This is a genomic window from Xiashengella succiniciproducens (assembly GCF_023674465.1).
GTDB lineage: Bacteria > Bacteroidota > Bacteroidia > Bacteroidales > Marinilabiliaceae > Geofilum > Geofilum succiniciproducens.
Window position 1 is genome coordinate 793,473 of sequence record NZ_CP098400.1, and the last position, 19,118, is coordinate 812,590.

The 19,118-nt window shown below is 46.7% G+C and carries 16 protein-coding genes; 13 read left to right on the top strand and 3 right to left on the bottom strand.

Annotated features, from left to right (window positions below; translation table 11 throughout):
* Positions 1–76 precede the first annotated feature (76 nt).
* From M9189_RS03410 to M9189_RS03420, 3 genes are all read left to right on the top strand, one after another.
* On the top strand, positions 77–940 hold the full coding sequence (locus M9189_RS03410; protein WP_250724577.1) for a universal stress protein: 864 nt from the start codon (positions 77–79) through the stop codon (positions 938–940).
* Positions 941–998: 58 nt separating this feature from the next.
* The gene (locus M9189_RS03415; protein WP_250724578.1) at positions 999–1,436 is read left to right on the top strand and encodes an SPOR domain-containing protein; all 438 of its coding nucleotides are present in this window, start codon (positions 999–1,001) and stop codon (positions 1,434–1,436) included.
* A 118-nt stretch (positions 1,437–1,554) separates the two neighbouring features.
* A complete protein-coding gene (locus M9189_RS03420; protein WP_250724580.1) occupies positions 1,555–3,459 on the top strand; it encodes an amidophosphoribosyltransferase in 1,905 nt (634 codons plus the stop codon).
* Positions 3,460–3,507: 48 nt separating this feature from the next.
* Here M9189_RS03420 and M9189_RS03425 read toward each other — a convergent pair whose 3' ends face one another.
* Genes M9189_RS03425 through M9189_RS03435 form a run of 3 tightly spaced genes read right to left on the bottom strand, consistent with a single transcriptional unit; the run spans position 3,508 to position 6,857 of the window.
* Complete coding sequence (locus M9189_RS03425) at positions 3,508–5,007, bottom strand: dihydrolipoyl dehydrogenase family protein (protein WP_250724582.1); 1,500 nt, start codon at positions 5,005–5,007, stop codon at positions 3,508–3,510.
* A gap of 2 nt (positions 5,008–5,009) precedes the next feature.
* A complete protein-coding gene (locus tag M9189_RS03430) occupies positions 5,010–5,960 on the bottom strand; it encodes a glycine N(alpha)-acyltransferase GlsB (RefSeq protein WP_250724584.1) in 951 nt (316 codons plus the stop codon).
* A gap of 30 nt (positions 5,961–5,990) precedes the next feature.
* Positions 5,991–6,857 (bottom strand): lyso-glycine lipid O-acyltransferase GlsA, encoded by an 867-nt coding sequence (locus tag M9189_RS03435; RefSeq protein WP_250724586.1) that lies wholly within the window; start codon positions 6,855–6,857, stop codon positions 5,991–5,993.
* Positions 6,858–7,027: 170 nt separating this feature from the next.
* Between M9189_RS03435 and M9189_RS03440 the strand changes: the two genes are divergently transcribed.
* The 10 genes from M9189_RS03440 to murC all read left to right on the top strand — a co-directional run bounded on the left by M9189_RS03440 (position 7,028) and on the right by murC (position 19,055).
* Positions 7,028–7,489: a division/cell wall cluster transcriptional repressor MraZ gene (locus tag M9189_RS03440; RefSeq protein WP_250724588.1), complete on the top strand. Its 462-nt coding sequence runs from the start codon at positions 7,028–7,030 to the stop codon at positions 7,487–7,489.
* 39 nt (positions 7,490–7,528) lie between these two features.
* Positions 7,529–8,449 carry a 16S rRNA (cytosine(1402)-N(4))-methyltransferase RsmH gene (rsmH, locus tag M9189_RS03445; RefSeq protein WP_250724590.1) on the top strand — a complete coding sequence of 307 codons (921 nt, stop codon included), beginning with the start codon at positions 7,529–7,531 and terminating at the stop codon, positions 8,447–8,449.
* A complete protein-coding gene (locus tag M9189_RS03450) occupies positions 8,436–8,822 on the top strand; it encodes an FtsL-like putative cell division protein (RefSeq protein ID WP_250724592.1) in 387 nt (128 codons plus the stop codon). Before rsmH ends, M9189_RS03450 begins: the two co-directional genes overlap by 14 nt.
* A gap of 126 nt (positions 8,823–8,948) precedes the next feature.
* On the top strand, positions 8,949–11,060 hold the full coding sequence (locus M9189_RS03455; RefSeq protein ID WP_250724594.1) for a penicillin-binding protein: 2,112 nt from the start codon (positions 8,949–8,951) through the stop codon (positions 11,058–11,060).
* Between the two features lie 23 nt (positions 11,061–11,083).
* Positions 11,084–12,541: a UDP-N-acetylmuramoyl-L-alanyl-D-glutamate--2,6-diaminopimelate ligase gene (locus M9189_RS03460; protein WP_250724595.1), complete on the top strand. Its 1,458-nt coding sequence runs from the start codon at positions 11,084–11,086 to the stop codon at positions 12,539–12,541.
* Positions 12,542–12,552: 11 nt separating this feature from the next.
* The gene (gene mraY, locus M9189_RS03465; protein ID WP_250724597.1) at positions 12,553–13,791 is read left to right on the top strand and encodes a phospho-N-acetylmuramoyl-pentapeptide-transferase; all 1,239 of its coding nucleotides are present in this window, start codon (positions 12,553–12,555) and stop codon (positions 13,789–13,791) included.
* A gap of 2 nt (positions 13,792–13,793) precedes the next feature.
* Positions 13,794–15,239: a UDP-N-acetylmuramoyl-L-alanine--D-glutamate ligase gene (gene murD, locus M9189_RS03470; RefSeq protein WP_250724599.1), complete on the top strand. Its 1,446-nt coding sequence runs from the start codon at positions 13,794–13,796 to the stop codon at positions 15,237–15,239.
* A 78-nt stretch (positions 15,240–15,317) separates the two neighbouring features.
* Complete coding sequence (locus tag M9189_RS03475; protein ID WP_250724601.1) at positions 15,318–16,511, top strand: FtsW/RodA/SpoVE family cell cycle protein; 1,194 nt, start codon at positions 15,318–15,320, stop codon at positions 16,509–16,511.
* Positions 16,512–16,535: 24 nt separating this feature from the next.
* Positions 16,536–17,645 carry an undecaprenyldiphospho-muramoylpentapeptide beta-N-acetylglucosaminyltransferase gene (gene murG, locus M9189_RS03480; protein ID WP_250724603.1) on the top strand — a complete coding sequence of 370 codons (1,110 nt, stop codon included), beginning with the start codon at positions 16,536–16,538 and terminating at the stop codon, positions 17,643–17,645.
* Positions 17,646–17,657: 12 nt separating this feature from the next.
* Positions 17,658–19,055 (top strand): UDP-N-acetylmuramate--L-alanine ligase, encoded by a 1,398-nt coding sequence (gene murC, locus M9189_RS03485; RefSeq protein WP_250724604.1) that lies wholly within the window; start codon positions 17,658–17,660, stop codon positions 19,053–19,055.
* Positions 19,056–19,118 lie beyond the last annotated feature (63 nt).

Below are 19,118 nucleotides of genomic sequence, written 5' to 3' on the forward strand. Positions count from 1 at the left end.
ATTCGGATAGAAAGGTTTAACTTAGTTTAAGACCTGATTTTCCTGTATATGCCTTAACAACAATAACACTTGCGTCATGAAAAGAATAATGGTCGCTGTCGATTTCTCAGACATCTCCGTCTTTGCAGTTGACGTTGCTGCTCATGTTGCCAACTCTCTGAAGACTAAGCTGCGCCTGGTGCACGTCAGAACCGGTAAGCAGTACTTTCCCGAGTTTGCCAAAAACAACCCCCAGTTCTCCATCGAGGATAATGATGTGTCTTACATGGAATTCCTTGTAAACCGTGCAAAGCGCATTTATAAGGTTGAGAGTGGAGAGGTGGACTATAAATTCAGACAAGGTAATGTCGTCAAGGAGATCACTAATCAAGCTCACTATGATGATTCAATAGTAATAGTTTGTGGTACTCATGGTGTCTCAGGTTTTGAAGACCGTTGGATCGGAAGTAACGCTTATCGCCTGGTGTCTAGTGCACCATGTCCTGTTATTGCTATTCGTAAGGAGATTCCATTTGACGTTCGCCAAAAGATTTTGATTCCGATTGACTACGAAAGGGTTAGCCGTAGAATAGTGCCTCATGTCGCAGGTTTTGCCAAAGCTATAAATGCCCAGATCCTGGTTGTTGGAGTAGGGCAAAAGAAAAGATGGGTGATACCCGGTCAATTGTCGGCCTTCGTTCACCAGGTAGATCGCTTCCTGCGCAGGAAGAATTTTATGGAGTACGAAACTGCAATGATTGACGGGACCGAGGGGCCCCGTCAACTGCTTGACTTTGCCAAGGCACATGATGTTACTATGATAGCTCTGCCGGTAAGAAAGACAGGTAACCCTTTTACTACGGTGTTCTTTCCCTTTGCCAATGAGCTCCTTAATATGTCCGACCTTCCTGTGATTGCGGTACCTGAATACGACTCTCAGGGACTAGTTTTATACAAATAGTCGGGTCATATCTGAAAAATTGCCTACCTTTGCAGGGAAGCTTAAAAACATCAAATTCATGAGAAAAGCTTTTCTGTTACTATTCTTGTTAGGTGGTATGGCTGCTTTTGCGCAGACATCACCATTCGACAAGGTTAAGAGCCGCTCGGCAGGTGAAGGGCAAATCACTATCAGGCAGTCGCCTGATGTAGAAAGAAGCATCAACGACTATGTGGTTTCCAACAGTCGCATGGGAGGTGTGGAAGGGTATAGGATACAGATCTATTCAGGTACGGGCACTAACTCCAAGCATGAGGCCCAGGATGTAAGATCCAAGTTCCTTAACCAGTTTCCCAATGAGAAGGTCTTTGTAGAATACAGCGCCCCCTTCATGAGAGTGAGGGTCGGAAGTTTCAGACACATGCACGAAGCTCTGCCTTTGTTGAGAAAAGTAAAGGCAAGCTTTCCGTCAAGTTATATTGTGCGGGACCCGTCAATCCCATTCAATGAGTTTTAATATAAGAACCCGTCTCTGTGAGGAGACGGGTTTTGATTTTTGTAGTAAATTTGTCCCTCACTAAACCAACGGCATTTGCCGGATTATTCCTATTTCCAAAAGGTTATCAGACGACAGTATGAGTGATCAGATCAAACACGAATGTGGTATTGTCTTAATAAGGTTGCTAAAACCCCTGCAATACTATAAGGATAAGTACGGATCCTGGAGGTACGGACTCGATAAGCTATACCTGCTTATGGAGAAGCAGCACAACCGTGGTCAGGATGGAGCAGGTGTAGTTTCACTAAAGCTAGACCAACCCTCAGGTATGAAGTACTTGTTTAGGGAACGATCCAACCAGAAAAACTCTATTCAGGAGGTCTTTGCCAATATATACAAGAACTTTGAGTACGAAAGCGATCACCGTCCGGATCTCTTTGAAGATCCTGAATGGGCAAAGACTAACCTGCCATTTGCCGGTGAGCTTTACATGGGCCACCTTAGGTACGGAACCTTTGGTAATGGTTCGATAGAGCACGTGCACCCCGTGATGAGGGAAAACAACTGGCGTTCGCGTAACCTTGTGCTGGCAGGCAACTTCAACCTGACCAATACTGACGAGATATTTAATGCTCTTGTTGAACTGGGTCAGCACCCCAAGGACTATACCGATACGGTTTCAATCCTTGAGAACGTGGGGCACTTCCTGGATGAGGAAAACGAACTGGTGTTCCGCAAATACAAGAATGAAGGATATAAAAACCGCGAGATATCTTATCTGATTGAGAGGGATCTTGATATACGAAAAATACTTGAGCGTTCCAGCAAACGTTGGGACGGTGGTTACGTGATATGCGGTATGCTGGGACATGGCGATGCTTTCGTGACCCGTGACCCGCACGGTATCAGACCTGCATTTTATTACCACAACGACGAAATCGTCGTTGTGACATCTGAGCGCCCCGTTATACAGACCGCACTTAATGTTAGATATACTGAGCTTAGCGAACTGAAGCCCGGACATGCTCTTATCGTTAAGAAGGACGGATCTATCTCCGAAGAGATGGTTGCCGTACCACAAAAACGCCGCTCTTGTTCGTTCGAAAGAATCTATTTCTCACGTGGCAGCGACAGGACTATCTATCTAGAAAGAAAGGAACTGGGTCGCCTGCTTGCACCCAAGGTGCTTGAGAAGATAGACCATAACCTAAAGGATACTGTTTTCTCATATATTCCTAATACTGCCGAGACTGCTTTCTACGGTATGCTGGAGGGTATCAGAGGCTACCTGGTCAAGTGGAGAATGGAGAAAGTGCAGGAGTTGTGTGCCAACCCAGATCCGCAAAAGCTCGAGGAGGTGCTTAGTCTTGAGCCAAGGGTAGAGAAAATTGCTATCAAGGACGTCAAGATGAGAACCTTTATCACCGCCGATACGTCACGTGATGATATGGTGGCTCACGTCTATGATGTGACCTATGGTATTGTTCGCAACAATGTTGATACTCTTGTAATTATCGACGACTCGATAGTAAGAGGTACCACCCTCAAGAAGAGTATCCTAAAGATATTGGACCGTCTGCACCCCAAGAAGATAATAGTGGTTTCGTCAGCCCCACAGATCAGATATCCCGACTGTTACGGTATTGATATGGCCAAGCTGGGTGATTTCTGTGCCTTTACAGCAGCAATTAGCCTGCTGAAGGAAACCGGCCGGCAAAACATTATTGATGAGGTGTACGAAAAGTGCAAGGCGCAGCAAAACCTGCCCAAGGAGGAGGTAGTCAACTATGTGAAGGATATCTACCGTCCCTTCAGCGATGAGGAAATATCACGCAAGATTGCCCAAATGCTGACTCCGGAGGGCACACATGCAGAAGTTGAGATTTTGTTCCAGACTGTTGAAAACCTGCACAAGGCATGCCCCAATGATAATGGTGACTGGTATTTTACCGGTGATTATCCTACTCCGGGAGGGAACAAGGTTGCCAATAACGCCTTTGTAAACTTTATGGAGGGAAGAAATCAAAGGGCTTACTGCTAACAGCAGCCTGTCGGACAGTTTATTACGCTTTATAGCCTGTGATGAGAGTCACAGGCTTTTTGCTTCAGGTGTCCACTCCCTGATAATTATATCATCGGGGAAGGCAATGGGTTTGTAAATAGAGCGACCCACTATTGCTCTTAGGCACTCCTGAATTCCTTCGGCAACGCTGGGGTGGGGGTAGAATATCTGAAGTACTTCCCGTAGGGAGTCACCACGGTTGATAAGGTGGGCAACAGACACTATATAGGCCGAAGCCTGAGGCCCAGAGGCCCTAACGCCCAGAATCCTATGCTCACTGTCATTGCTCACAAGTATCTTGATAAAGCCGGTGGTACTCCGCATTGCAATATTACGGTTGACCAGCTTGTTGGAGTAATATGCCGAGATATAAGGTATGCCTTCCTTCTGGAGTTTCTTCTCATTGGCACCCACGGCAGCCAGTTCGGGCTTGAAGAACATCAGCGTACTCATGTGTGAGTAGTCAAGAGGACTCGTCTCCGTTCCGGCCATATTCTCAACAGCCTTCCGACCTTGCAGTTCGGCAACACTATACAACTGTGAATGGCCTGTGACGTCACCTGCGGCATATATGTGTGAGGGTATTCCGTCAATCAGTACCTGACAGCAATCATTGATAGTCAATGTGTTCTTATCGGTAGCTTTGATTCCTGCATTCTCAAGTTTGAGTGACTCAATATTGGGGACCCGTCCTATGGCTATCAGCGCTACGTCTATTTCTACTACCTTGCTGTGACCGTCATCATAATCCAGAATGGTCTGCATAAAGCCTCCAGGATGTCTGATAATCTCGCGCAACTGGGCAGTATGGTGTATGATTACTCCATTGTTGGCAAGATTTCTGGCAACGTATGCTCCAACATCATCATCCTCATAGGGCAGCACCCTGTTGGCACGGTCTATAAGGTGTACCTCAGTCTGCTTGAAGTTTGAGAAGATAAAGGAGAACTCGCAACCGATAATACCCGATCCTATAATCATTATCCTTTCGGGAAAACGCTTGAGGGATACTATGCCATTGGAGTCGATGATATGCTCACCATCCACTTCAAGACCCGGATATTCACGGGGTCTGGATCCCGTGGCTATTAGTATATGCTTTCCGCTAAGCCTCAGTTTCTCACCGGTCTTTGCCTCAACATAAAGAGTGTGAGGGTCTTCAAAAGAAGCATATCCTCTAAGCAGTCTGATCTTGCCCAGACTTTTTTCTGAATGGGCAAAGGTCTCAATCTGGCTGAGCATCTGGTACTGCTTCTCCTTGCCTGCAGTAATTACAGTCTTGAGTACCTGGTTGTAGTCAACTGACAGGGCACTTGCACGGTATCCGCGGTCAACCCTGGCTGCAATCGAATAATCCTGCGAAAGCTCGTACATGGTCTTGGAGGTCAGGGCTCCATTCATAATCCCTGCACCTCCCAGATGATCCCCTTCGATAAGGCAGACACTCATTCCAAAGTCTACTGCACGGACTGCGGCTGAAAAGCCGGCCGGGCCGCTGCCTATTATCAGGAGATCATAATGATCCATTGTTAATCGTGCTTTTCGTTAGGATTGTAGCTATCAATATGTCGGTTGATCTTGGCCTGATACAATTCCTTAATTGTAATGATGATACCTGTTTCCTCCACATCACCGAAGCCGTCGTTTACAGCAGTACCAAAGGTCTTCATCGATGGAGAAAGATTCATGTAGGCATTGATCAACGGGGGTATGTTCTCGTTAAGTTCCCTTACCCTTTTGCTGAGAATCTTGTAATCCTCGGTGTATGAAGTCCCGCTGAAGATCTTCATTACCTCCTCATCAGGAATTGATGATTCAACAGGATGCTTGGGGTAAACCAGGTTTTCCTTGTCCCTGAAGTATAGCTTCATAAATGAGCGCACCAGGTCACGTGCTTCCTGATTGGACTGGGTGTACATGGTAACCTTACCGAAGAAGTACTTCATCTCGGGGTGGTCAACTATCAGAGATCCAAGCCCATCCCATAGATTGTCAAGAGCATAGAGGCTCTTGGCACCCATCTTACTGCTTTGGTAATGTGGCTGAACAAAGGATCTTCCAAGTTCAATTGTGTAAGGGAGGTATTCTTTGATAAACTTATCAGAGAAATGGAAGAGCTCGGATGTGGCAATATATGGTTCCTCTCCTTCCTTTATTTTTAGTGCGTTACCCATGATATAACGGTAACCTCCAAGAATTTCTTTTTCGACAGGGTTCCAGACTATGAGTTGACGATAGGGAACTTCGCAGATGTCAAACTCATCGATGTCCATTTCCTTGCCTGTACCACCTCCCGCAGCGCGAAAAGTCAATTCACGCAAACGACCCACTTCACGCATCAGGTTAGGCGCCTCATCATGAGAGAAATCATAAATTCTGTTGTCGCCTTTGTTGGTCTTCCTTACAAAAATATCCTGTGTAAGTTCTGCCTCCAACACTTTGACTGGAACTGGGGGTATTACTGGCTTCACTACTTCCATCTATTTATTTGGTTAATATTCAGGACAAAATTAGCTCTTTTTGGGCAACCCATATACGATTTCCTTGACTTTTTCGGCCGAGTGCGTCGCATCTTTCTCATTAGCAAACTCCTGCCATGAGATGGGTTGACCAAACCTTAAAGTCAGATTCTGTCCTTTTTGTTTAAACATTTCTGATGGCAGAAGCAACATTTCGAAGTTGGACTTAATTTTTAAACGCTTGCGCCACCTGGCCAGGTTGTAAAACAACTCAGTATTTCTGCCGTCAATATGTACAGGAACTATGTCCCGCCTGTACTGTACGGCTTTCTTAATGAAATATTTCTTCCACTCCAGATCCTTGATTATGCCACCCTTCTGCTTGCGACTAACAAGACCGGCCGGGAAGAAAAGCACTTGACCATCAGATGCAAAGGCATCATTGAGCAAATCCGCTGCTGACCGGGAATGAACTCCTCCACGTACACCGTGCTTGTTGATGGGCAGAAAAATATTGTCCAGGTTTTTAATGTTGAGCAAAATGTCGTTGACGGGAAATTTGATACTTGGAAATCTCTGTCCTACAGCGCATAAGAATGCTATTCCATCCATCCCCCCAAGGGGATGGTTGGCCGCAAAGATGTAACGTCCTTCCGTGGGAATATTGTCAAGACCTATGGTTGAATATGTTGCACCGAATTCCTTCAGTACTGCTTCTCCAAATTCAACTCCCTTAAGGTCCTTGTTATTGATGATTACCTTGTTGATCTCATCCTGGTTGATTAGTTTCTTGAAGAAGCCTACAACAAAACCCGGAATATATTTGAGCAGGGCCGGATTTTTACTTGCAATTACCCGCTCAACGTCGATCAACAGTTCTTCTTTGTGTGCACTCAGATCAATTTTATCTCTGTTCACTTCTTTCAGATTTTAAGTGACGTCGGCTTAGGGCTTTCAATATTAACAAAAATACGACAAAATAATTCCCACTGATTTTTTAAATATCTATTTTTATTATTTGTGGGAAAAAGTGGTTGATTGTGGGAGATAAATTACTTAACTTTACAAGCTAATAGTATTTAGGTGTAATGAGCACATTTATAGGTGATTTCGAATGTAAGCCAGATGCCAAGGGGCGCATCGTTCTGCCGGCTGCCTTTAAGAAGGCACTGTGCGAGGGCGAACTGCGTTTTGTGGTGCGTAAGGATCTTTTCGAAGATTGCCTTGTGCTCTATCCATATGCATATTGGGAGGAGGAACGTCAGCGACTGCATCGTAAGTTAAATCCCTACAATAGGGAGCATAAGCAGTTTTTGAGGGAATTTTTCAGGGCTTCTGCCGAACTGAGTCTCGACGCCAATGGCCGGTTTCTTGTGCCACGCAGGTTGATGGAGCAGGTCGGTGCTACAGGTAGTGTTGTGCTGGTCGGCATAGATCGTTACATTGAGTTGTGGTCGGCAGAGGCATACAAGGCACTGGCCGACAATCCTGCAGCACTGGCTTCACTTGCAGAGGAACTGCTTGGGATGTCAGATGACAAGCAAAAGTGATGATAATAAGCTATCAATGAGGAGGTGAAATATTGCATTATGAAGGAAGAGGTTTATCATATACCCGTTCTGCTGGAGCAATCCATCGAGGGGCTGGACATCAGACCTGACGGTGTATATGCTGACCTGACTTTCGGAGGGGGAGGACATAGCCGGGCTATACTTGAGCGTCTGGGCCCGAAGGGCCGTCTGATCGTTTTCGATCAGGACGAGGACGCTTGGAACAACAGGATTGATGACGAGCGTGTTGAGTTTGTAAGACACAACTTCCGTTTTCTGTACTACTTTACCAAATATCTTAAGGCCTTGCCTTTAGACGGTATACTTGCCGACCTTGGCGTATCATCCCACCATTTTGATGAGGCTGAAAGGGGGTTTTCTTTCCGCTTTGATGGTGAACTTGACATGCGTATGAACAGGAATAGTGGCAGGACTGCTGCCGACCTGGTAAATACGTCCAGGCCTGAGGAACTGATGAGGATATTCAGGATGTATGGTGAACTGAATAATGCCCAGAGGCTTGTTCAGGAGCTTGTCAAGGAGAGGGAGGTCGAGCCTGTATCGACTACCACCCGTTTGAGAGAGATAGCTTCGAAGTTTGCACCACGCAAGGATGCTGCCCGTTACATGGGTCAGGTATTCCAGGCTCTGCGTATTGAGGTCAACGGTGAGATGAATGCTCTCAGAGAGATGCTGGGAGCTTGTGAAACAGTGCTGCGTCCAGGAGGACGACTTGTCGTGATATCTTATCACTCGCTAGAGGACAGGATGGTCAAGAATTTCCTGAAGACGGGTGATGTTGATAGTTCTGAAGCTGAAACCGACGTGTATGGCCGAAGCAATGTGCCTTTCAGGGCTGTCAACCGCAAGGTGATAGTCCCCGATGACGAGGAGCTAAGCAGAAATCCAAGGGCCAGAAGTGCTAAACTCAGGATAGGAGAACGAAATGGAGCTGTTTAAGAAACGCAAAAAGTACGAGGAGTTTGAATCCGGTAATGAAGTCATTCAGGATCTCAAAGGTTTTGACATCAGAGAATGGCTCAATGGACAGGCTTTTAGCAGGATGTCTCTCGAAAAGCACTGGTCCTATGCAATGTATCTGGTGTTCTTTGCCTTTATTTATATCAACAATCACTATTCTGTAGAAAAGCTTTTGAAGGAGCAGGTGGCTCTAAATAGGGAACTTCAGGAACTGAAGTACGAGGCCATCACGACTTCTTCACAACTGATGCAGATGAGCAGACAGTCGGAGGTTGTCAACAGGGTGCATGAGGCTGGACTGGATCTTGAGGTACTGAAAACTCCTCCAAGGATAATAAGGGTAGATGACTAGGCATCAGGTAGGGGACAATCAGGGAAGATATGGATTATCCCTGCAGGTTACTCCGGTATCTGCAAATCATTTGGAACACTTGGTAGATCAAATAAATAGGGCGAAAAGAATAGGAGCTGGTAGAGTATGACCATAAAAAAAAGCATAATGTTCAGGATGGGGGTTATTTACCTGTTCTTCCTGGCTCTTGCTTTGTGGTTGTGTATTGAGATTATTAACCTTAAGTTTATCCAGGCAGACAAGTGGAAAACCCAGTCACATGAGGTTGAGCGCAGTGAGAACATAGTAATGCCCAACCGTGGTGATATCCTTGATGTTAATGGTAAGAAACTTGCCACATCGGTACCATCGTACCGCCTTTATATGGACCTTTTGGCCGAAGGTCTCACTGATGCTAAATTCAATTCCAACATAGACTCTCTGTCAATATGCCTGGCCAATTTCTTCAAAGACAAAAGTGCTGCCGCATACAAGCGTGACCTTCAACTTGCCCGTCAGAAAGGCAGGCGTTATCACCTTGTCAATCCAATGCGCCTGTCATATACCGAGTTTCAGGTGGTCAACAAATTCCCGATTTTCAGAGAAGGGCGCAATAAGGGTGGTTTTATTCCAGAACAGTTGGACCGTCGCCAGCAACCATTCGGCAGCCTTGCCTCACGAACCATCGGCAAGATGTACGGTGAGAGTACCAAGGGTGGTATGCTCGGTCTCGAGAGGGCTTATGACGACAAGCTCCGTGGTACTCCTGGCACCAGTGTTATGAAACGGATCTCAGGACGCTGGGTTCCGGAAGTTGTCACTCCTCCTATCGACGGTTACGATGTAGTAAGCACAATAGATATCAGCATACAGGATGTAGCTGAGCATGCCCTACGTAAGCAGCTTGTCAGACACAATGCCGACCACGGGGTCGCCATCCTTATGGAGGTACAGACAGGTGCAATAAAGGCCATGGTCAACCTTCACAGGCTAAGTTCCGGAGTGTATGTTGAAGACTACTTCAACTATGCAATCGGTGCCGCCACAGAGCCCGGCTCTACTTTCAAGCTCTTTTCACTTATGGCCGCACTTGAAGATGGCGTTGTCAAGGTTACCGATTCCATTGATACCGGCAATGGAGCCTACCGCTTTTACGACCGTATAATGCGCGACAGTCAGCAGGGTGGCTATGGCATGCTAAGCGTTTCGGAAGTCCTTGAGAAATCATCCAATATCGGTATTGCCAAAATAATCTACGAAAATTACAAGGACAACCCAAGGCGCTTTGTTGACCGTCTTTACAATATGGGTATAAACAAACCATTGGGAATAGAATTACTAGGAGAAGACCGTCCCCTGATCAAGTATCCGGGTGATAATTCATGGTCGGGCACCACCCTCCCATGGATGTCCATGGGTTATGAGGTCAAGATGACCCCTCTGCAACTACTAACTTATTATAATGCCGTAGCCAACAAGGGTAAGGCGGTCAGGCCAATGTTTGTCAAAGGACTGAGTCATCACGGTAAGATGGTGGAACGATACTCACCTGTGGTATTAAACAGTTCTATAGCCTCGAGACACACTATTGAGGCTGTACATCAGATTCTGATTGGTGTTGTGGAACGTGGTACTGCAAGGAATATCCGCAACAGCAACTACTCAATAGCCGGAAAGACAGGTACTGCCCAGGTAGCCAAGGGTAGCCAGGGTTACCAAAGCGGTGGTGTTGAATACCAGGCTTCGTTTGTAGGTTATTTCCCTGCAGAGAGACCTCGTTATTCATGTATTGTAGTGGTGTCAGCACCATCCAACAACGTTTATTACGGTAACATAGTTGCCGGATCAGTGTTCAGGGAGATCGCCGACCGGGTATATGCAACAGGCTTTGACTTTGTTGTGGAATCTCAATGGAAGCCGGGCAGGGAAGATCATGTATATCCATACTCCAAGGGTGGCACCTTCGATGATATAAGGACCATCTTCAGGGAACTGGATTATCCTGTCTATGCTGTCGGTTCCGCAAAGGAATGGGTTTCTACAACAGCAGCCGACAGTGGTATCGTTATCAGACCTAAGCCCATGCCCAATGGTGTAGTGCCTTCGGTTATTGGTATGGGAGCACGTGATGCCGTGTCATTGCTAGAAAATGCAGGTCTCCAGGTTCACTTGCAGGGAGTGGGACGGGTAGTGTCGCAGTCCATTCAGGCAGGATCAAAGATAAGGCCGGGAAGTACGATTTTTATAAGACTCGAATAGTACGAAACTGAAATATTGGGTTTATGAAAACATTTAATGATTACATAAAATGCCTTGCAGTGGTAGAGGAGAGGGGTGATGTTAATCCACCGGTAGCCGGGATAAGTTTTGATTCACGCAAGGCAGCCGCTGATCTGATCTTTGTTGCCATCCGTGGATGGAAGACCGATGGTCATCTCTATATTCCCGCTGCAGTTGAGGCAGGTTGCAAAATGATAGTATGTGAGGAACTTCCCGCTGAACTCCGTGAAGGGGTACGCTACATAAGGGTGGCCGACAGTTCTGAAGCCCTTGCCAAGCTTGCTGCAGAGCATTACAACCACCCTACTCGTGAACTTAAGGTAGTGGGGGTAACCGGGACCAACGGCAAGACTACTGTAGCGACACTACTATACAAGCTGGCCGGTTATCTGGGTTACAGAGCCGGACTTTGTTCCACAGTGGCCAACTATATTGGTGATACCAAACTTGACACTACACATACTACCCCTGATGCATTGACACTTCAGGCACTTATGCGCAAAATGGCTGATGAGGGATGCGACTATTGTTTTATGGAGGTCAGCTCCCACTCCGTGGTTCAGAAACGCATCGCTGAAATTGACTTTAAAGGGGGAATTTTCACAAATATTACACATGATCATTTGGATTATCATGTTACCTTCGATGCTTATCTGAAAGCCAAGAAGGGCTTCTTTGACGGACTTGGAAAACAAGCTTTTGCGCTTGTTAATGCTGATGATCGTAACGGGGATGTGATGGTACAGAACTGCTCTGCCCGGAAGCGGAGTTACTCCCTGCGGAGCATGGCCGATTTCAGGGTAAAAGTGGTTGAGAGTCTATTTGAAGGTATGCATCTCGAACTGAATGGCAAGGAGCTGTGGACTCCATTTATTGGACGCTTCAATGCGTCCAACCTGGCTGCAGTTTACGGCGCCGCTGTGATGCTGGGCTGGAATGAGAATGAGGTACTTACTGCCATGAGCACACTCAGACCTGTCGACGGTCGATTTGAAACAATCCGCTCGTCAGAGGGAGTCACTGCTGTGGTTGACTATGCTCATACTCCCGATGCTCTACAGAATGTGATTGAAGCAATTAATGAGATACGAGGCACCGACAATAACCTGATCACTGTTGTTGGAGCCGGCGGGGACAGGGATGCTACCAAGCGTCCTGTGATGGCTGCAGAAGCCGTTAAGGGAAGTACCAAGGTGATACTTACCTCTGACAATCCACGTAGTGAGGATCCTGATAAGATCATCGAGCAGATGATGGCAGGTGTCGCTTTTGCTGACAGGTCAAAGGTATTGTGTATAACCAACAGAAGAGAGGCCATACGCACTGCGTGCAGCATTGCACAAAAGGGCGACGTGGTTCTCGTGGCCGGAAAGGGCCATGAGACCTATCAGGAAGTTAAGGGTGTAAAGACTCATTTTGATGACCGGGAGGTGATCAGGGATTTTTTTGGACAACATTAATTTAGTAGCTCATGCTGTTTTATATTTATGAACACCTGCAATCATACAATCTCCCGGGACTGGGGATGTTTCAGTATATCACCTTTAGGTCGGGTATGGCGATTATCCTGTCGTTGCTTATAGCGACGGTTTTCGGGAAGAGACTGATTGGAATACTGCAGAAGAAGCAGATAGGTGAGATAGTACGTGACCTGGGACTGGAAGGTCAGTATCAAAAGAAGGGGACCCCGACCATGGGAGGTGTTCTGATTATTATCTCGATTCTTATCCCTGTACTGCTTTTTGCCAGGCTCGACAACGTGTATATCCTGTTGATGATAATCACTGTTGTGTGGCTTGGGACTATTGGTTTTCTCGACGACTACATCAAGGTGTTTAAGAAAGATAAGAAGGGACTTGCCGGAAGGTTTAAGATACTTGGTCAGGTGGGACTTGGTTTGATAGTAGGACTGACACTGTATTTCTGTGGTGATGTGGTTGCAAGGATTAAGACTCCTGTGCCGGCTGAGGAAAAGATTGAAATAATGCAGGAGGAAGCCTCCGTAGCTGCTGTGGTTGTTGAGACTATTAAGGCTCCCGTTACCAATGTCCCATTTTTCAAGAACAACAGGATAAATTACAGTTCGATATTCGATTTCCTTGGTGAGAAAGGGAAGTCCTGGGGCTGGGTCTTTTTTGTAATCGTGATCACTTTTATTATCACTGCCGTGTCCAACGGGGCCAATATGACCGACGGACTGGATGGGCTGGCTACAGGTGTCTCAGCGATAATAGGTGTTACGCTGGGAATCTTTGCTTACCTATCGGGCCATACTATCTACGCCGATTATCTCAATATAATGTATATCCCCAACTCGCAGGAGCTGGTTGTCTTTATGGCTGCCTTTATCGGTGCTACGGTTGGGTTCCTCTGGTATAACTCCTTCCCGGCTCAGGTCTTTATGGGTGATACTGGAAGTCTTACCATTGGCGGTATCATTGCCGTATTCTCAATATTGATAAGGATAGAACTGTTGCTGCCCATACTTTGCGGGGTGTTCTTTGTCGAGAGCCTTTCTGTGATTATTCAGGTAAGCTATTTCAAATATACAAAGCGCAAATATGGCGAAGGCAGGAGGATATTCAAAATGGCTCCCCTGCACCACCATTATCAGATGAAGGGATTTGCTGAACCCAAGATAGTGACCCGTTTCTGGATAGTCAGCCTGCTGCTTGCTGTTCTGACTGTCGTAACACTTAAGATCAGGTAGGAATGCAAAAGGAACTTGTAATACTGGGTGCTGGTGAAAGCGGCGTTGCTGCAGCCTTGCTTGCAAAAGCAAAGGGTATTCCTGTGTTTGTAAGCGACAGCAGCACTATTGCGGAGAGGTTCAGAGCCGAACTGACTTCTGCCGGAATCACTTTTGAGGAGGGTGGCCATAGCAGGGATAGGATATTGGCTGCAGCTGAGGTAATCAAGAGTCCCGGTATTCCTGATAAGGTTGCGCTTATAAAGGACCTTGACCATGCAGGCATTCCGGTAATCTCGGATATCGAATTTGCAGCCCGTTACTCAAAGGCCCATATTGTTGGGATAACAGGCAGTAACGGCAAGACAACGACTACACTGTGGATTTACCATATACTTAAGGTGGCCGGAATAGATGCTACCCTTTCGGGAAATGTGGGTGTCAGTCCCTGTCGTCAGCTTGCCGACAGAGATCCTGCAGTCTTTGTGATGGAACTAAGCAGTTTTCAACTCGACAGGATGTACCGCACAAGGGTCAACACTGCTGTGTTGACCAATATCACACCCGATCACCTTGACAGGTATGATTACAAGTTTGAAAACTATCTTAACTCCAAACTGAGGATACTGCAAAACCAGGGTGAAGGTGACCGCTTTATCTGGTGGACGGGAGATGCCGTTATGAAGGAACACTTCAGACCTGAGCTGACTCCCGCCTCTAAAGTGCCTTTCAGCCTGGGTAGTGTGGAACAATGCAGTGCAGTTCAGAGTGTTGAGGTACAGGATGCTTTGACTCATCTAGGCCTGTCCAATGGTGATGATTGCCAGTTATGTTGTAAGGCCAATGGAGGTAAGACTTCGTCGGCTATAATAAATGGTGACTCTTTGCATATAGAATTTGAAGGTAAGGTACTGGATGTACAACTTGATAAGGTAGCTCTCAAGGGAAGGCACAATCTGTGTAATGCAATGGCTGCATCACTTGCAGCTCTTAGTGCTGGAGCCTCACCTGAGGCCGTAGCCGAAGGTCTTGCTAGCTTCGAGGCAGTAGAACACCGGTTAGAACCCTGCGGTGAAGTTGACGGAGTCCTCTTTATAAATGACTCCAAAGCTACAAATACAGATTCCGCATGGTATGCCCTTGACAGTATGACAAGGCCTGTAGTTTGGATAGCCGGAGGTACCGACAAGGGTAATGACTATAGGGTACTCGAAGATCTGGCCCGTAGTAAGGTAAAGGCACTGATATGTATGGGAGTTGACAACTCCAAACTGATAAAGGCATTTGAAGGGGTAGTTTCCACCGTTGTCAGCACTGCAAGTCTGGATGACGCATTCAGGGCAGCAATAGAGAATGCCAGTAGCGGAGATGTAGTGCTACTTTCACCTGCTTGTGCAAGTTTTGACCTGTTTAAAAACTATGAACAGAGAGGAAAATTATTTAAAGAAAAAGTAAAGGAATTATTATAAGTGCACAAAGGTTCGAATGGTGGTAAAATAAGTGACACAATACTGCTGGGAAGGCAGTAGCTGTAAAATAGTAGTTAGATGCGTGAAACAATGAAGAAATATTTTAAGGGTGATCCTGTAATCTGGGTGGTGATAGTAATTCTTTCTACTATATCAGTGCTCTCAGTATACAGTGCCACCGGCTCTCTGGCTTACAAGCATCAGGGAGGCAATACTTCCTACTATTTGTTCAAGCAGCTTTTCTCACTGGGTATTGGCGTTGGCATTATCGTCTTTATTCACAATATCAACTTCAGATGGATTGCCAGATTCAGCTTTGTGGCTCTGGCTATTTCGGTGGGATTGCTACTTGTGACTCTGTTTGCAGGTGTTAATCTTAATATGGCATCAAGGTGGCTTACCATTCCTGGTATTGGAATAACCTTCCAGCCTTCGGAAATGGCTAAGCTGGCATTGATAGTATGGGTAGCCAGACTTCTGGCTCAGCATCAGAAACCTGATGCCCCAGCCTCGGAGGCATTCAAACCCATAATATCCTGGGTAGCAATCGTGGCTGGCCTTATTTTCAGGGAAAACCTGTCGACAGCCCTTCTTATAGTGGCTGTATCTTTTGCTATGATGTATGTAGGTCGGGTACCCATGAAATATCTTGCTGGAACTGGATTTATTGCAATTGCAGCTGTAGTTCTGTTGCTGCTGTTGGCTCCCAAGGTTGACTTCCTGCCACGTGCAGCCACCTGGACGGCACGTGTCGAACAGTTTTTCGATCCCGAAAAGGCAGATGATGCTTCAAGCTATCAGTCGGTTCAAAGTAAGATTGCAATTGCAAATGGTGGCCTTTTGGGTAAGGGGCCTGGCAACAGCATTCAAAGAAACTTCATCCCTCACCCTTATAGTGACTTCATATTTGCAATTATTGCAGAGGAGTACGGACTGTTCGGTCCGATGGTTGTAATATTGTGTTACATAATCCTTCTCGCCAGGATAGGGGTGATAATTAGGAAGAGTAATACGACCTTCCCGGCCTTCCTGGCTTTGGGTCTTGGACTTATGCTCGTTTCCCAGGCCTTTGTCAACATGGGTGTGGCTGTAGGTATCTTCCCGGTTACGGGACAGCCGCTACCTCTTATTAGTCTGGGTACAACGTCTGTGTTCTTTACCTGTGCGAGCTTTGGACTAATACTCGGAGTCAGCAGATACAACGAAGAAAGGGAAAAGGAAGCTGAGGGTGCTGACGATAATGATGCTGGTGAGCAGGACGAAGAAGGGTAGACTGAATCAGATAAAAGCGGTAATATGGAAAAGCGAAATCCAAAAATAATAATCAGCGGTGGAGGTACAGGGGGACATATCTTCCCGGCCATTTCCATAGCAGATGCACTAAGGAGGGCAATGCCTTCCTGTGAGATACTCTTTGTTGGAGCACTTGGCAGGATGGAGATGGACAGGGTTCCGGCTGCCGGCTACAAGATAGTAGGACTACCGGTTGCAGGCTTTCAGAGAAGGCTTACATGGAAGAACCTGTCCTTCTTTTACAGGCTGGCTGCAAGCATGATCAAAGCAAGACAGGTAATTCGCAGTTTTCGTCCCGATGTAGCAGTTGGTGTGGGAGGTTATGCCAGCGGACCGGTACTACGGGCCGCTGCTGCTGCGGGAGTTCCGACTGTCCTGCAGGAGCAAAACAGTTTTCCCGGGGTGACCAACCGTATCCTTTCCAAAAAGGCAGCTGCTATTTGCGTTGCCTATCCTGAGATGGAGCGCTTTTTCCCGGCCGAAAAGATAATATTTACCGGTAACCCGGTACGCAGTACTCTTACTCAAAACCTCAACCTGCAGGAGGCCTATGCCGAATTTGGGCTGGATCCTTCGCTTCCGACCATCCTTGTAATTGGTGGAAGTCTGGGGGCTGGCAGCATCAACAGAGGTATGCTTGAAAGGATTGAGTTGGTAAGGGGAAGGAAGGTCCAGGTGCTGTGGCAGACCGGAAGGAATTACCATGAAAATATTCAAAGAGAACTTCTGCCTATGGGCCTGAGCAATGTAAAGGTACTGCCCTTTATCTCAAGGATGGATTTTGCCTATGGTATTGCAGATGTGGTGGTGTCAAGGGCAGGAGCGAGTTCAATCAGCGAACTTGCGTTGCTGGGTAAGGCATCAATATTGGTGCCGTCACCAAATGTGGCAGAAGACCACCAGACCAAAAATGCCATGGCACTGGTGGATAAGTCGGCTGCCATCCTTGTAAGGGATGCAGAGGCTGGTGAGAAACTGCTGCCTGAAGCATTGAGATTGTTGGACGAGCAGGATTTGAGAAAGGACCTGTCAAATAATATCAGGTTGTTTGCCCGTCCCAATGCGGATAGGGATATTGCCGAAGAGGTACTGAAACTATGTGGTATTGAATAAAAGAGAAACACGATGATGCTTCCTGACGAGATAAAGAGAGTGTGGCTGATAGGGATAGGTGGTATTGGAATGAGTGCCCTGGCACGTTATTTCAAACTGCGCGGCTGTATGGTGGCAGGTTATGACCGTACCCCATCGCCGGTTACCGAAGCTCTTCAGGAGGAAGGCATAGAGGTAGTTTTTGACGAAAATCCCGATCTGATAGGCCCACCATTCAGGGCTAAGGAGGGGACATTGATAATTTTCACTCCTGCAGTAGGGGAAGATCAGGCTCAGCTCGTCTTCTTTAGGGAGGGAGGTTTTACTGTTATGAAGAGGGCTCAGGTGCTAGGTATTGTAAGTCGGGGAAGCAGGAGTGTCTGTATTGCCGGTACTCACGGCAAGACCACGATAACAACACTGACAGCTCATCTGTACAGGGAAAGCAGTTTGGGTTGCTGTGCCTTCCTTGGTGGTATTGCCAAGAACTTCAATACAAACTTCCTTTGGGATGAGACATCCGAGTATGTGGTGCTGGAGGCTGATGAGTTTGACCGTTCCTTCCTGTGGCTTAGGCCATACACGGCATTGATTTCTGCAGTTGATGCCGACCACCTGGATGTGTACGGCACACGTGAGAGTTTCCTTGAAGCCTTTGCGGAGTTTGCTTCCGGAGTAGTGAGCGGGGGTAGCCTGCTGATAAAAGATGGTTTACCTCTGGACCTGTCAAAGCTGGATCCGGGTGTGAACATCTATACCTACTCGCTGAATAGTAAGAGAGCTGATTTTTACGCTGAAAATATAAGGATAGATAAGGGTTCCTATTGCTTTGATCTTATGACACCTGCAGGTGTCATAAGCGGGCTTGAAATGGGCATACCTGGGCTGCTGAATGTTGAGAATGCTGTTGGCGCCATGGGACTGGCTTTGCTTAACGGAGTGCAGCCAGATGAGATTCGCAGGGCTTTACCTATGTTCAGGGGTATCAGGCGCCGTTTTGATATCTGGCATAAGACTGAAGACTTTGCCTTTATTGATGATTATGCTCACCATCCCGAGGAAATCAGGGCTACAGTGCAGAGTGTTAGACTGATGTATCCCGGTTATCATCTGACCGGAGTATTTCAGCCTCACCTATATACCAGAACCCGTGATTTTGCTGATGGCTTTGCTGATGCCTTGTCGTTGCTCGATGAGGTAGTACTGGCAGATATATATCCGGCAAGGGAAGAACCTATTCCGGGCATCACCAGCAGGAGCATAGGGGAACTGATTAGTGGTACTCCGGTAACTTATGTAGAGTATGATAAACTAATTGAGAGTCTGACGCCAAGAAAGGATGTACCGCAGGTCATCCTGACCATGGGGGCTGGGGATATAGACAGGCTGGTTCCTGTGCTTGCTGAGAAGTTTAAACTATTGAAAAAGTAATTGTTATTGTTAAAAACTATAGTCAAAGTGTTGATAATTATTGATCCTGACTTGCAGGGTCTT

What these genes read in the sequence shown, in the direction of transcription:
- M9189_RS03430 (WP_250724584.1), bottom strand. Translation starts at nt 5,960, where the DNA reads ATGGAAGTAGTGAAGCCAGTAATACCCCCAGTTCCAGTCAAAGTGTTG.
- M9189_RS03420 (WP_250724580.1), top strand. Translation starts at nt 1,555, where the DNA reads ATGAGTGATCAGATCAAACACGAATGTGGTATTGTCTTAATAAGGTTG.
- murD (WP_250724599.1), top strand. Translation starts at nt 13,794, where the DNA reads ATGCAAAAGGAACTTGTAATACTGGGTGCTGGTGAAAGCGGCGTTGCT.
- M9189_RS03475 (WP_250724601.1), top strand. Translation starts at nt 15,318, where the DNA reads ATGCGTGAAACAATGAAGAAATATTTTAAGGGTGATCCTGTAATCTGG.
- mraY (WP_250724597.1), top strand. Translation starts at nt 12,553, where the DNA reads ATGCTGTTTTATATTTATGAACACCTGCAATCATACAATCTCCCGGGA.
- M9189_RS03455 (WP_250724594.1), top strand. Translation starts at nt 8,949, where the DNA reads ATGACCATAAAAAAAAGCATAATGTTCAGGATGGGGGTTATTTACCTG.
- murG (WP_250724603.1), top strand. Translation starts at nt 16,536, where the DNA reads ATGGAAAAGCGAAATCCAAAAATAATAATCAGCGGTGGAGGTACAGGG.
- rsmH (WP_250724590.1), top strand. Translation starts at nt 7,529, where the DNA reads ATGAAGGAAGAGGTTTATCATATACCCGTTCTGCTGGAGCAATCCATC.
- M9189_RS03425 (WP_250724582.1), bottom strand. Translation starts at nt 5,007, where the DNA reads ATGGATCATTATGATCTCCTGATAATAGGCAGCGGCCCGGCCGGCTTT.
- M9189_RS03410 (WP_250724577.1), top strand. Translation starts at nt 77, where the DNA reads ATGAAAAGAATAATGGTCGCTGTCGATTTCTCAGACATCTCCGTCTTT.
- M9189_RS03460 (WP_250724595.1), top strand. Translation starts at nt 11,084, where the DNA reads ATGAAAACATTTAATGATTACATAAAATGCCTTGCAGTGGTAGAGGAG.
- M9189_RS03450 (WP_250724592.1), top strand. Translation starts at nt 8,436, where the DNA reads ATGGAGCTGTTTAAGAAACGCAAAAAGTACGAGGAGTTTGAATCCGGT.
- M9189_RS03415 (WP_250724578.1), top strand. Translation starts at nt 999, where the DNA reads ATGAGAAAAGCTTTTCTGTTACTATTCTTGTTAGGTGGTATGGCTGCT.
- M9189_RS03440 (WP_250724588.1), top strand. Translation starts at nt 7,028, where the DNA reads ATGAGCACATTTATAGGTGATTTCGAATGTAAGCCAGATGCCAAGGGG.
- murC (WP_250724604.1), top strand. Translation starts at nt 17,658, where the DNA reads ATGATGCTTCCTGACGAGATAAAGAGAGTGTGGCTGATAGGGATAGGT.